Below are 13,402 nucleotides of genomic sequence, written 5' to 3'. Positions count from 1 at the left end.
GGCGAATGGCCAAACGCTCGACGACGACGACGACCACGATGCCGCCCCCTACCATTGTCACCGTCACCACGCAGGAGCCGCCGGTCCCCGTGCCGCTACCCGCCGTTGCGCCATCGATGGCCGCGCCCGGCGGCTATGTTCCCGCCGTGATCGGCGGATGGGGCGGTGGGTTCGGCGGAGGCTGGGGCGGCGGATTTGGCGGCGGCTTCGGGTTCGGCGGCGGCTTCGGCGGCGGCGGAGGATCGAGCGGCAATATCGTCGTGTCGTCCACCAGCAGCGGCGGATCGACGTCCACGTCATCCGCATCGGGTGGCTCGGGCGGGTCGTCGACCTCCTCGGCATCGGGCGGGTCGGGTGGCTCGTCGACGTCTTCGGCTTCCGGCGGGTCGGGCGGGTCGTCCAGCTCGACCGGCGGCGTCAGCAGCACATCGTCGTCGGGCAACGTGTCCAGCACCTCGTCCTCTGGCAACGTGTCGAGCACGTCGTCCAGCGGTGGGTCCTCGACCTCCTCCGGCAACGTATCGTCGACGTCTTCTACGGGTGGATCGTCCACCTCGTCAGGCAATGTCTCGTCGACCAGCGCGTCGTCGGGCAATGTCAGTTCGTCGAGCGCGTCCAGCACCTCGTCGGCCTCGTCCACCTCCTCCGCGTCGTCGAGCGGCTATGCGTCGAGCAGCAGCGGCTGGTCGTCCAACGGTTCGTCCGCCTCCAGCGCGTCGTCGGCGTCTAGCGCATCCTCGGCGTCGTCGGCCAGCAGCGGTTCGTCCTCCGGCGGAGACACGCCGCCCCCGACTCCGGTGCCCGCCCCGCCGATGGTCCTGCTGTTCGGCAGCGCGGCGGCGGCTTTGGTCATCCGGCGGCGACTGGCCAAGCCGAAAACGGCCTGACCCGCCGCCGCCAGCGAGCGGCTTTTACGCCTTTTGCAAAGCGGCCTCGATCTCGGGCACCGGATGCCCGGTCAGGTCCTTGGCCAGTTCGCCGACCAGACGGTCCTCGACCGCCTTGTGATAGTGCTTGCGCAATTCGCCCAGCGTCTTGGGCGGTGCGACGACGATTAGCGCCTCATACTCGTTCGCCAGCGCGCGGCGCTTGAGCATCTCGGCGGTTTCGGCCGCGAAGCGATCCTCTTCCTGCTGGTGAAAGTCGGTTTCGCCCATCGTGCCGCCGGTGGTCGAGGAGGCCTGGCCCGCGCGGTCGGTCTTCTGGTCGTGATCGGCCGGATTGGGATGCTCCACCGCCTGTTCGACGATCAGATTGGGATATTCGGTATCCCCGTCGTTCCGAAAGAACAGGCTCTTGCGGCCATCAACGACCAGCACGAAGCTGTTATGCGGCACCTGCATCGCGTTTCTCCTTATGTTTGCCCGGGGATAACGCGGGCATTTCGCCACGGGTTGCGTGACGACGGAGCGAAGGCCATAGCCTCGGCCCCATGCACGACATTCGCCTCATCCGGGACGACCCCGCCGCCTTCGACGCCGCCCTTGCCAAGCGGGGCGCCGAACCCCAGGCCGACACGCTGATCGCGATCGACGAACGCCGCCGCGCGATCATCGCCGAGGCGCAGGACGCGCAGACGCGCCGCAACGACCTGTCCAAGCAGATCGGCCAGGCCAAGGCGGCCAAGGACGAGGTGCGCGCCCAATCCCTGATGGACGAGGTCGCCACGCTGAAGGCGAAGCTCCCCGAGCTGGAGGAACAGGAACGCGCCGTCGAGGCCGAACTGAACACCGCGCTCGCCGCCATTCCGAACCTGCCCGCCGCCGATGTGCCGCAGGGCGCCGACGAGAATGACAATGCGCTGGTCCACCAAAAGGGTGAGCCTGCGACCTTTGCGTTCGAGGCTCGCGAGCATGACGCCATCGCGCCCGCGCTGGGCATGGACTTCGAAACCGGCGTCGCATTGTCGGGTGCGCGCTTCACCTTGCTGCGTGGTCCCATGGCGCGGCTGTCACGGGCGCTCGGCCAGTTCATGCTCGACCGGATGACCGAGGAAAACGGCTTCGAGCTGGTGCAGCCGCCGCTGCTGGTCCGCGACGAGGCGGCGTTCGGCACCGGCCAGTTGCCCAAATTCGCCGAGGACCTGTTCCGCACCACGGACGGGCGCTGGCTGATCCCGACGGCGGAAGTCTCGCTGACCAACATCGTGCGCGAGGCGATCCTGAGCGAGGCGGAGCTGCCGCTGCGCTTCACCGCCCTCACCCCCTGTTTCCGTTCGGAAGCGGGTGCGGCCGGGCGTGATACACGCGGCCTGATCCGCCAGCACCAGTTCGACAAGGTCGAGATGGTGTCGATCACCACCCCCGACCAGTCGGATGCCGAGCATGAGCGGATGACGGCGTGCGCCGAGGGCGTACTGGAGGCGCTGGGCCTGCCCTATCGCCGGATGCTGTTGTGCACCGGCGACATGGGCTTCTCCGCGGCGCGCACTTATGACCTGGAGGTCTGGCTGCCCGGACAGGCGCGCTATCGCGAGATTTCGTCCTGCTCGACCTGCACCGATTTCCAGGCGCGGCGGATGATGGCGCGCTATCGCCCCGCCGAGAGCAAGGGCACGCGCTTCGTCCATACGCTCAACGGTTCGGGGCTGGCGGTTGGTCGCACGCTGGTCGCGGTGATCGAAAATTACCAGCAGGCGGACGGCTCGGTCGTCGTGCCCGAGGTGCTGCGGCCGTATCTGGGCGGACAGGCGGTGCTGGAGCCGCGCTGATGCGCATCCTGCTCACCAACGACGACGGCTATCATGCGCCGGGGCTCGCCGCGCTCGAGCGGATCGCGGCGACACTGTCGGACGATGTCTGGATCGTCGCGCCCGCCGAGGACCAGTCGGGGACCAGCCGTTCGCTGACCCTGACCCGACCGATGCGGCTGCGGCAATTTGGTGAGCGGCGTTTCGCGGTGACGGGCACGCCGACCGATTCGGTGCTGATGGCGCTGGGCGAGGTGATGGCCGACCACAAGCCCGACCTGATCCTGTCGGGCGTCAATCGCGGTGCCAATCTGGGCGAGGACGTGCTCTATTCGGGCACGGTTGCGGCCGCGATGGAGGGCGCGCTGGCGGGCATCCGTTCGATCGCGCTCAGCCAGCGTTATCCGACGCAGGGAGTGGCCGACCAGGTGTCCTTCGCCACCGCCGAGGCCTGGGGCGAGCGGGTGCTGCGTCCGCTGCTCGAACGGGATTTTGCGCCCCGTACGCTGGTCAACATCAACTTTCCGCCAGTGGCGCCGGAGGCCGTCAAGGGCATCCGCGTGGCGCGCCAGGGCCTGCGCGACTATGGCCGGGCACGGTTCGAGAAGCGCGCCGATCCGCGCGGCTATGATTATTACTGGCTGGCGCTCGGTCGCCTGCCGCATCAGCCCGGCGCGGACAGCGATCTCGACGCCATCGCCGCCGATCATATCGCGGTAACGCCTTTGCAACTCGACCTGACGCATGAACCCTCCTTCGTTATGCTTAACGAAGCCTATCGCTGAACGAGTTCTTGAGGGGACGGGGGTTGAAACGGACATCGGACGCCATCGGGCGAATCATCGGCGCGGGGCTGTTGCTGTCCGGCTGCATCCCGAACATGGAGCCACCGATGCGCGCCGCCGAGCCGATCGCGCCCCCGCCTGTCCCGGTTTACAACGCGCCTGTCCCCCCCGCCCCGGTCACCCGGCCTGCGCCTGTGACACCCGCGCCCCGAACTGGCGCGGGGCGTCCCGCCATTCGGCGATCGGTGCCCGCAACCGCCCCGCGCCTCAGCCAGCGCCCGCCGCTGGCGCCGCCCGCCGGGGCGCAGCAATCCCTACCCTTTCCCAAGCCGAGTCAGCCCGTCGCCGCGCTGCCCGCGCCGCGCCCGTCCTGGGAAACACGCTCCGTCACCCCCGATGCGCAGGAGATTGCGGACAGCGTCTATGTCGTGAAGCCCGGCGACACGCTGCGCGCCGTGGCCGATCGCACAGGTTCGGGCTCGGAAGTCATCGCACGCGCCAACGCCCTGACCGCGCCCTTCATGATCCGGGCGGGCCAGCGCCTGACCATTCCCGGCGGCCGCTATCACCTCGTCCGTTCGGGCGAGAGCGGCATCGCCATCGCGCGGGCCTATGGCGTGTCCTGGTCACGCATCGTCGACGCCAACGCCCTTACCGAACCCTATGTCCTTCGCGCCGGACAACGCATCCTGATCCCCGGCACGGTCGCGGGCACGACACCACTAAGCAGCGCCGCCGAGCGGGCCGCCGCCTTCAAGCTCGACGTCGATGACATCCTGACCGGCGGCGAGCCTGCGCTGGCCAGCAACCAGGAGCCCGCCAAGCCCAGCGCGACGCCGCGCCGCGTCCTGCCGCCGACCGCCGTGGTGGCCGCCCCCGCCCGGCTACGCTCAGGCTTTGCCTGGCCGGTCGACGGCCGCGTTGTGAAGCGGTTCGGCAACGGCTCCAGCGGAGAGCGGAACGACGGGATCAAGATCGCGGTGCCGGTCGGCACGCCGATCAAGGCGACCGCCGACGGCGTCGTCGCCTATGTCGGCGACGGTATCGCGGCGCTGGGCGGGCTGGTCATCGTCAAGCATGGCGATGGCTGGACCAGCGTCTATGGCCATGCCTCAAAGTTGATGGTCCAGCGCGGACAGAGCGTGAAGCGCGGGCAAACTCTGGCGCTATCCGGCCAGACCGGCTTCGCCGACCGGCCCGAATTGCATTTCGAGCTGCGGCGTGGCCGCACGCCCGTCGACCCGCTCAGCCAGTTGCCGAAGCCATAAAGGAACTTCGCTTTCTGAACGCCGCCTAACGGACGGTTCAGGATTCGGAACGCCACGACCTGTCATAGGTTGAAAACGAACACGGGGCCGTTGCCCCTGGGAGTTGGCGTATGAAGAAGATGTTTCATGCTCTGGCCGCAATCGGCCTTTCGGTGGCAGGCGTCGCTGCCGCGACCGCCCTGCCGGTCTCCAGCGCGGAGGCACAGTCCTGGCGCGGTGATGGTCCTCGCTACGACCGTAACCGGGGTGACTGGCGCGGTGATCGCAGCGACTGGCGGGGCGAACGCCGCGGCTGGCAGAACGGCCGGGGCTGGCGCGATGATCGCGGCTGGCGCGGCGACAACTGGCGTGCCCGGCGCGAGGCGCGCGTCGCCCGTGAATATGACCGCGCGCGTCGTACCCCCGGCTATGTCGATCCGCGCTCGCAGGGTGACTATACCAACTATACCGGCCGCGGCTCGGGCTATCGCCCCTGCAATTATGTTCGGGAAAATGGTCGGACGCTCTGCCGCTGATAGGTGATCGGGGTGCGGGTCTTGGACCCGTGCCCCTTCTCTGTCGGTGGAGGGTGACGAACGCGGATCGGCGGTGTAACGAGCCGCCATCATGGCATACACTTCCGATCTGCTTCGCACCCTGGATGAACGGGGTTACGTCCACCAGATGACGGACGGCGCCGCGCTGGACCGTCTGGCCACAAGCGGCGTGGTGCCCGGCTATATCGGCTTCGATCCCACCGCGCCGTCGCTGCACGTCGGCAGCCTGGTGCAGATCATGCTGCTGCGCCGGATGCAGCAGACTGGGCACAAGCCGATCGTCCTGATGGGCGGCGGCACCGGCAAGATCGGCGACCCCAGCTTTAAGGACGAGGCGCGAAAGTTGCTGGGCGAGGACGGGATCAAGGCCAATGTCGCCTCGATCAAGCGTATCTTCGAGCGTTTCCTGACCTTCGGCGACGGCCCCACCGATGCTGTGATGGTCGACAATGCCGACTGGCTCGACAAGCTGGAATATATCCCCTTCCTGCGCGAGGTCGGGCAGCATTTTTCGGTCAACCGGATGCTGTCGTTCGACTCGGTGAAGCTGCGCCTCGACCGCGAGCAATCGCTGAGCTTCCTCGAATTCAACTACATGATCCTGCAGGCCTATGACTTCCGCGAACTGGCACAGCGTCATGGCTGCCGATTGCAGATGGGCGGGTCGGACCAATGGGGCAATATCGTCAACGGCATCGAGCTGGCGCGCCGCATGGACGGGACCGAGGTGTTCGGCGTGACCACCCCGCTCATCACCACCGCCGATGGCGGCAAGATGGGCAAGACCATGGCGGGCGCGGTCTGGCTGCACGAGGACCAGCTGCCGCATTTCGATTACTGGCAGTTCTGGCGCAACACCGACGACCGCGACGTGGGCCGCTTCCTGCGCCTGTTCACCGACCTGCCGCTGGACGAGATCGCGCGGCTGGAAGCGCTGGAAGGCGCGGAGATCAACGAAGCCAAGAAGATTCTCGCCAATGAAGCGACCGCCATGTGCCGTGGCCGCGCAGCGGCGGACGAGGCAGCGGAAACCGCACGCCGGACCTTCGAGGAAGGGGCTGCGGGTGCCGCCTTGCCGAGCTTCACGGTGGAGGGCGGATCGGTTTCGATCGTCGACGCGCTGATCGGGCTGGGCTTCGCCAAGTCCAAGGGCGAGGCACGGCGCCTGATTGCTGGCGGCGGCGCGCGCGTGGATGGCGAGAAGGTGGCGGATGAAAACGCCGTCATCGCCGTTGGAGCCGAGCCGGTGAAGCTGTCGTCGGGGAAGAAGAACCACGGGTTGCTGACGGCGGCGTGATTCCCTTGGCCTTCGACTTCGGTCAGGCGGAACGGAAGTCAGGAGGACCACCCCTATAAACTTCTGTTCCCCGGCGAAGGCCGGGGCCCAGTTTCTAAACGGCCGACGAAGCGGGAAGACGGTGCGTGGGAGGCACCTTCCGCGCGGCACAACCCGCGAAGCAACTGGACCCCGGCCTTCGCCGGGGTACGCTCTGGCGACCGAACCTACCCCCGCCGCACCACCACCGCCCCAGCGATCACCAACGCGACGCCGACGACCTTGCCCAGCGTCACCGGCTCCACCCGCACCCCGAACAGACCGAAATGATCGACGATCATCGCCGCAACCAGCTGGCTGGCGATCGCCGCCGTCAGCGCGACCGACACCCCCAGGCGCGGCGCGGCGTAGGCGAGTACCGCCACGAACCCGGCACCATAAAAGCCGCCCAGCCAGGCCCAGCCGGGCGCGCTCTTCAACGCCGCCGGGCTGGTCCGGTCGATCGCGGCCCAGGCCACCGCCAGCACAATCGTGCCGATCAGGAATGAGGTCAGCGCCGCCAGCACCACCGAGCCGGACGCCTTGGCGAGAGCGGCATTGGTCGGTGGCTGGATCGCCAGACCGATACCGGCGACGAGGACGAGGATCAGCGGAAAGATGGCAATCATGCGCGCCTCAACGCCATGCGCGCCGCTTCGTTCAGCCCGACCGGAGCAGCGCCACCCCGGCATCTCGCTCGAACAGATACAGCGCCGTCCGCGCCGCCTGCCCGCGCGGTGCCTCCAGCCCGCCGTCGCGGTCGATCAGCAACCGCGCGTCATCCTGCGCGCACTGCATCAGGTCGGCCATATTCTCCGGCGTGGCGAGCCGGAACGCCATCTCGCCCGATTGCCGCGTGCCGAGCAATTCGCCCGCCCCGCGCAGCCGCAAATCCTCTTCGGCAATGCGGAAGCCGTCATTGGTCTCGCGCATCAGGGCGAGTCGTGCCCGCGATGTCTCCGACAGGTGCGAGCCGCGCAGCAGCAGGCACCGCGACAGCCCCCCGCCCCGCCCGACACGCCCACGCAACTGGTGGAGTTGCGCCAGGCCGAAGCGGTCGGCATGTTCGATCACGATCAGCGTCGCATTGGGCACGTCCACCCCGACCTCGATCACCGTCGTCGCGACCAGCACGCCCAGCCGCCCGCCCGCAAACGCCTCCATCACGGCGTCCTTCTCGGCAGACTTCATCTTGCCATGGACCAGGCCCACCCGCTCGCCGAAGCGGGCCCGCAGGGTTTCGGCCCGCATCTCGGCGGCGGCGAGGTCGGACTTCTCGCTCTCCTCGACCAGCGGACACACCCAATAGGCCTGCCCCCCATCCGACAAATGGCGGCCCAGCGCGTTCACCACCTCGTCCAGCCGGTCCTCGGACACCACGCGCGTCTCGATCGGCTGGCGGCCCGGCGGCATCTCGTCCAGCCGACTGACATCCATCTCGCCGTAATTGGCGAGCGTCAGGGTGCGCGGGATCGGCGTCGCGGTCATGGCGAGGAGATGCGGCGGGGCTTTGCCCTTGGCCGACAGCATCATCCGCTGCGCCACGCCGAAGCGGTGCTGTTCGTCCACCACCACCAGCGCGAGGTCGCGATAGGTCACGGTGTCCTGAAAGATCGCATGGGTGCCGACGAGGATGTCGATCTCCCCCGCCGCCAGCGCCATCAACGTGGCCTCGCGCGCCTTGCCCTTGTCGCGGCCCGTCAACACCGCGATCTCCAGCGGCAGCCCGGCGAGCGTTTTCCGCAACGTCTCATAATGCTGGCGCGCGAGGATTTCGGTTGGGGCCAGCATCGCCGCCTGCGCCCCCGCCTCGACCGCGATCAGCATCGCCATCGCCGCCACCAACGTCTTGCCCGCGCCCACATCGCCCTGAAGCAGCCGCAGCATCGGCGCGTCCTGCGCCAGATCGCCCTCGATCTCGCGCACCGTCCGGCTCTGCGCGCCGGTCAGCGTATAGGGCAGCTTGAGCATGTCCCTTAAGCGCCCGTCGCCGTGTAACGCCCGGCCGCGCCGTTTGCGGGTATCGGCGCGGACCAGCGTCATCGCCAGCTGGTTGGCGAACACCTCGTCATAGCCCAGCCGCTCGCGCGCCTTCGCGTCCGCCGGATCGGCATGGATGCGCGCCAGCGCGTCTTTCCAATCGGGCCAGCCGCGCTGCGCCTTCAGCCCCGGCTCGATCCATTCGGGCAGGTCGGGCGAACGCTCCACCGCCTGCGCCGCGAGCGCACCGAGCCGCCGCGAGGTGATCCCCTCCGACAGCGGATAAATGGCCTCGCGCTCGCGGAAATCCTCGGTGCTGTCACCCAGATCGGGGTGCACGATCTGCAAATCCTGGCCGTACAGGTCGAGCCGCCCCGAGACGATCTTGGTCTCGCCGATCGGCAGGAGCTTCTTCACCCAACCCGAATTGCCGCCGAAATAGACGAGCGCGACGCTGTTCCCCGCCGCATCCTCGGCCCGCACCCGCGTCGGGCCGCGCGGCGACGACGAGACGCGGTGCTCCTTCACGGTCAGCGAAATCGAAATCACCCGCCCCGCATCGGCCATCATCAGTTCGTCGCGCGGGAACCGATCGATATGGCCGGTCGGCAGGTGGAAGGCGACATCGACCACGCGACCGATGCGCAGGCGTTCGAGCGGCTTGGCAAGGCCGGGCCCGACGCCTTTCAGCGACGTGACCTCGGCGAACAGCGGATTGAGGATATCGGGACGCATGACTAGATGGGTCTGTATAGCCTTCCCGCCGCATGTCGCCAGAGCATGTGCGCAATCTCGTCCGATCGGAGCCCCATGGACCACGAAACCCGTATCAAGCGCCTTCGCTTCCGCGCATGGCATCGCGGCACCAAGGAAGCCGATCTGATGATCGGCGGCTTTTTCGACGCGCATCACGAAACGCTCAGCCCGCAAGAACTCGACTGGTTCGAGGCGCTGCTGGAAGAGCAGGATGTCGACATCATGGCCTGGGCCATCGGCACCCAGCCCTGCCCGCCGGAGTGGGACGGCCCGGTGATGCAGCGGATGCGCGCGCTGAATTTCGTGCCGATCGCCCGGTAACTTCTTTCTGCACGTACGTTCAGATCGAATGACACCTCCACCGTCATTGCGAGCGGAGCGAAGCAATCTAGGGCCAATAGCCCGGACGCTCTGGATTGCTTCGCTCCGCTCGCAATGACGGCATTCCCTAAAACCGGAACCCCATGCCCGATATCAAGACGATCCTGACCGCCCAGAGCCCGCTGACCCTGTCGGGCGTTCCGGCGGGGTTCCTGCCGGTGCTGCTCGCCGATCTGTCGCGCGCCGCGACGACGCGAGCCGTCTTCATCTGCGCCGACGAAGCGCAGATGCGCGAGCTGGCCTCGACCGCGACCTATTTCGCGCCCGAGCTGGAGATCGTGCAGATCCCCGCGTGGGACTGCCTGCCCTATGACCGCGCCTCGCCCACCTTGCGCGTCATGGCCGAGCGGATCGCGGGGCTTCACCGGCTTCAGGCCAAGCCCAAGACGCCGCAGCTGGTCCTGACCACGGCGAACGCCGCGACCCAGCGGGTGCTGACCCCGTTCCGCATCCGCCAGCTGGTCGCGCGTCTCGCCCCCGGCGAGCGGATCGGGCTGGAGAAGCTGTCGGCGCTGCTCCAGGCGAACGGCTATGTCCGCACGGAGACGGTGCACGATCAGGGCGAGTTCGCCGTGCGCGGCGGCCTGGTCGACCTGTACCCCAGCGGCGAGGAACAGGCGCTGCGCCTCGACTTCTTCGGCGACGAGATCGAAAGCGTCCGCACCTTCGACCCCGCCGACCAGCGGACGACGGGCCGGGTCGATGGCTTCACCCTCCTCCCCGCCTCCGAGGCTTTGCTCGACGAGGAGTCGATCAAGCGATTCCGCACCCGCTACCGCGAGACCTTCGGCGCGACCGCGACCGGCGATCCGCTCTATCAGGCGGTGTCGGAGGGGCGGCGCATGGCGGGCATGGAGCATTGGCTGCCGCTGTTCGAGGAAAAGCTGTCGACGCTGTTAGACCATCTCGGCGACGGTGCGGTGGTGGTGCGCGACAACGGTGTCGCGGCGGCGGCGAGCGGCCGGTTCGATGCCATCGCCGACTATTATGAGAACCGCAAACGCGCCGAGGCCGCGCAGCCGGGGAGCTTCCGCCCGCTGCCCGCCAAGGCGCTGTACCTGACGACCAAGGAATGGGACGAAGGGCTGGAGGCCGCGATCGCGCACCTCGTCTCGCCGTTCCATGAGCCCGAAAGCAAGACCGTCCTCGATTTCGAGGTCGACGGTGCGCGTGACTTCGCCCCCGAACGCGCCGCCCATGCCAATATCTATGAGGCGGTGGTCGACCATGTCGAGGCGCTGCGCAAGGAAGGCCGCAAGCCCGTCCTCGCCAGCTATTCGGTCGGCGCGCGCGAGCGGCTCGGCAGCCTGCTGAAGGATCACGGGCTGAAGGGCGCCAAGGCGGCCGAGACATGGCAAGAGGCGCTGGGCATCGCCGATACGTCGAAGAGCTTCGGCGTCGCGCTGGTCGTCCTGCCGCTCGACCATGGTTTCACCGCGCCGGGTATCGCGGTGCTGACCGAGCAGGATATGCTCGGCGACCGGCTGATCCGGCGGCAGAAGCGGCGCAAATCGGCCGACGCGTTCCTCGCCGAACTGGCGACGCTCTCGCCCGGCGATCTGGTCGTCCACTCGGATCATGGCATCGGCCGCTATGAGGGCCTGACCTCGATCCCGGTCGGCAAGAGCCCGCATGACTGCGTCGCGTTGTCCTATGCGGGCGGCGACAAGCTGTACGTGCCGGTCGAGAATCTCGAAGTCCTGACCCGCTACGGCTCGGGCGAGGACGGCGCGACGCTCGACCGTCTGGGCGGCGAGGCGTGGCAGCGGCGCAAGTCGAAGATGAAGGAGCGCATCCGCGAGATCGCGGGTGAGTTGATCGCCACCGCCGCCGAACGCGCGCTGCGCCCCGGCGAAGTGGCCGAGCCCGACAGCGCAGGCTATCCGGCGTTCGTCGACCGCTTCCCTTACGAGGAAACCGACGATCAGGACCGCGCGATCGACGATGTGCTGGGCGACCTGACCGCGGGCAAGCCGATGGACCGGCTGATCGTCGGCGATGTCGGCTTTGGCAAGACCGAGGTCGCGTTGCGCGCCGCCTTCGTCGCGGCGATGGCGGGGATGCAGGTGGCGGTGGTCTGCCCGACCACGCTGCTCGCGCGCCAGCATTACAACAATTTCGTGGCCCGGTTCGAGGGCTTTCCGATCAAGATCGGCCGCCTCTCCCGCCTCGTCACCGCGACCGAGGCCAAGCGGACCAAGGACGGCGCGGCCTCGGGCGACATCGACATCGTCGTCGGCACCCATGCGCTGCTGGCGAAGAATGTCGAATTCAAGCGGCTGGGCCTGGTCATCGTCGACGAGGAACAGCGGTTCGGCGTCACCCACAAGGAGCGGCTGAAGGCGCTGAAGGCCGATGTCCACATGCTGACGCTGACCGCCACGCCGATCCCACGCACGCTGCAAATGGCGATGTCGGGCCTGCGCGAGCTGTCGGTGATCCAGACGCCGCCGGTCGATCGCCTGGCGGTGCGCACCTATGTCATGCCCTGGGACCCGGTGGTGCTGCGCGAGGCACTCTTGCGCGAACATTATCGCGGCGGGCAGAGCTTCCTCGTCACCCCGCGCGTCGCCGACCTGCCCGACATCGAGGAGTATCTGCGCAAGGAAGTGCCCGAGGTCCGTTATGTCGTCGCGCACGGCCAGATGTCGCCGACGGAGGTGGAAGAGCGCATGTCCGCGTTCTACGACCGCAAGTTCGAGGTGCTGGTGTCGACCACCATCATCGAAAGCGGCATCGACATCCCCTCCGCCAACACGATGATCGTCAACCGCGCCGACCGCTTCGGCCTGGCCCAGCTCTACCAGCTGCGCGGACGTGTCGGCCGGTCGAAGACGCGCGCCTATGCCTATATGGTCACCCCGCCCGAGCGGCAGATGACCGAGGCGGCGGAGAAGCGGCTGAAGGTGCTGTCCGACCTCGACTCGCTGGGCGCGGGCTTCCAGCTCGCCAGCCACGACCTCGACATTCGCGGCGCGGGCAATCTGCTGGGCGACGAACAGTCGGGCCATATCAAGGAGGTCGGCTACGAACTCTACCAGTCGATGCTGGAAGAGGCGATCCTGGAGGCCAAGGCGGGCGGCGCGTTCGAGAAGAAGCGCGACTTCTCACCCCAGATCACCGTCGATGCACCGATCCTGATCCCGGACGATTATGTCCCCGATCTCGACCTGCGCATGGGGCTGTACCGCCGTCTCAACGACCTCGAAAAGCACCAGGAGGTCGAGGAATTCGCCGCCGAGATGATCGACCGTTTCGGGCCTTTGCCCGAGGCGACCGACAACCTCATCCAAGTCATCAAGATCAAGCTGAACGCCAAAAAGGCCTGCATCGCGAAGATGGATGTCGGCCCCCGCGGGGTGCTGGTCGCGTTCCACGACAACCGCCCACCCAATGTCGACGGGCTGTTCGCCTATGTCGAGCGGCTGGGCGAACTGGCCAAGCTGCGTCCCGACGGCAAGCTGGTCCTCAACCGCGCCTGGCCGGACGCCAAGGCCCGGCTGCACGGCGCGCTGCAACTGTCGAAGGGCCTGGCAAAGGCGGCGGGGTGAACCCCATTCCTCCCCATCTCCGATGGGGAGGGGGACCGCGCCCAAAGGGCGTGGTGGAGGGGCGAGGTCCGGAAGGTCGAGGAAGCAGCGCGGGGCGATTGGACCCCGCCCCTCCACCACCCGGCTGCGCCGGGCGGTCCC

12 protein-coding genes are annotated in these 13,402 nt (G+C 67.9%); 7 read left to right on the top strand and 5 right to left on the bottom strand.

The window, feature by feature from the left end:
• Positions 1 to 133 precede the first annotated feature (133 nt).
• The 3 genes from AC1GI4_RS00665 to AC1GI4_RS00655 are packed head-to-tail and all read right to left on the bottom strand — an operon-like array spanning position 134 to position 1,343.
• Positions 134 to 640, bottom strand: coding sequence for a hypothetical protein (locus tag AC1GI4_RS00665; RefSeq protein WP_479628175.1), 507 nt, complete (start codon positions 638 to 640; stop codon positions 134 to 136).
• A 21-nt stretch (positions 641 to 661) separates the two neighbouring features.
• On the bottom strand, positions 662 to 853 hold the full coding sequence (locus tag AC1GI4_RS00660; protein ID WP_479628174.1) for a hypothetical protein: 192 nt from the start codon (positions 851 to 853) through the stop codon (positions 662 to 664).
• A 58-nt stretch (positions 854 to 911) separates the two neighbouring features.
• Positions 912 to 1,343 carry a host attachment family protein gene (locus AC1GI4_RS00655; RefSeq protein WP_479628173.1) on the bottom strand — a complete coding sequence of 144 codons (432 nt, stop codon included), beginning with the start codon at positions 1,341 to 1,343 and terminating at the stop codon, positions 912 to 914.
• A gap of 89 nt (positions 1,344 to 1,432) precedes the next feature.
• Between AC1GI4_RS00655 and serS the strand changes: the two genes are divergently transcribed.
• The 5 genes from serS to tyrS all read left to right on the top strand — a co-directional run bounded on the left by serS (position 1,433) and on the right by tyrS (position 6,575).
• On the top strand, positions 1,433 to 2,710 hold the full coding sequence (serS, locus tag AC1GI4_RS00650) for a serine--tRNA ligase (protein WP_294272969.1): 1,278 nt from the start codon (positions 1,433 to 1,435) through the stop codon (positions 2,708 to 2,710).
• Positions 2,710 to 3,474 carry a 5'/3'-nucleotidase SurE gene (gene surE, locus AC1GI4_RS00645; protein ID WP_479628172.1) on the top strand — a complete coding sequence of 255 codons (765 nt, stop codon included), beginning with the start codon at positions 2,710 to 2,712 and terminating at the stop codon, positions 3,472 to 3,474. Before serS ends, surE begins: the two co-directional genes overlap by 1 nt.
• Before the next feature lie 23 nt (positions 3,475 to 3,497).
• Positions 3,498 to 4,742, top strand: a complete 1,245-nt coding sequence (locus AC1GI4_RS00640) for a peptidoglycan DD-metalloendopeptidase family protein (protein WP_479628171.1) — start codon at positions 3,498 to 3,500, stop codon at positions 4,740 to 4,742.
• A gap of 110 nt (positions 4,743 to 4,852) precedes the next feature.
• Positions 4,853 to 5,257 carry a hypothetical protein gene (locus AC1GI4_RS00635; RefSeq protein ID WP_479628170.1) on the top strand — a complete coding sequence of 135 codons (405 nt, stop codon included), beginning with the start codon at positions 4,853 to 4,855 and terminating at the stop codon, positions 5,255 to 5,257.
• Between the two features lie 91 nt (positions 5,258 to 5,348).
• Positions 5,349 to 6,575, top strand: coding sequence for a tyrosine--tRNA ligase (gene tyrS, locus AC1GI4_RS00630; protein WP_479628169.1), 1,227 nt, complete (start codon positions 5,349 to 5,351; stop codon positions 6,573 to 6,575).
• A gap of 206 nt (positions 6,576 to 6,781) precedes the next feature.
• On the opposite strand, the gene AC1GI4_RS00625 is transcribed toward tyrS, so the two are convergent.
• Together AC1GI4_RS00625 and recG are read right to left on the bottom strand one after the other, a co-directional pair.
• On the bottom strand, positions 6,782 to 7,222 hold the full coding sequence (locus tag AC1GI4_RS00625; RefSeq protein WP_479628168.1) for a DMT family transporter: 441 nt from the start codon (positions 7,220 to 7,222) through the stop codon (positions 6,782 to 6,784).
• A gap of 31 nt (positions 7,223 to 7,253) precedes the next feature.
• A complete protein-coding gene (recG, locus tag AC1GI4_RS00620) occupies positions 7,254 to 9,308 on the bottom strand; it encodes an ATP-dependent DNA helicase RecG (protein ID WP_479628167.1) in 2,055 nt (684 codons plus the stop codon).
• Positions 9,309 to 9,383: 75 nt separating this feature from the next.
• Between recG and AC1GI4_RS00615 the strand changes: the two genes are divergently transcribed.
• Positions 9,384 to 9,650 carry an FAD assembly factor SdhE gene (locus AC1GI4_RS00615; protein WP_294272946.1) on the top strand — a complete coding sequence of 89 codons (267 nt, stop codon included), beginning with the start codon at positions 9,384 to 9,386 and terminating at the stop codon, positions 9,648 to 9,650.
• A gap of 143 nt (positions 9,651 to 9,793) precedes the next feature.
• A complete protein-coding gene (mfd, locus tag AC1GI4_RS00610; protein ID WP_479628166.1) occupies positions 9,794 to 13,261 on the top strand; it encodes a transcription-repair coupling factor in 3,468 nt (1,155 codons plus the stop codon).
• Positions 13,262 to 13,402: the final 141 nt, after the last annotated feature.

It is taken from the genome of Sphingomonas sp. 77B, assembly GCF_056497825.1.
Note: the sequence above shows the minus strand (reverse complement) of the source record. Positions and strands in the feature narration are given on the sequence as shown.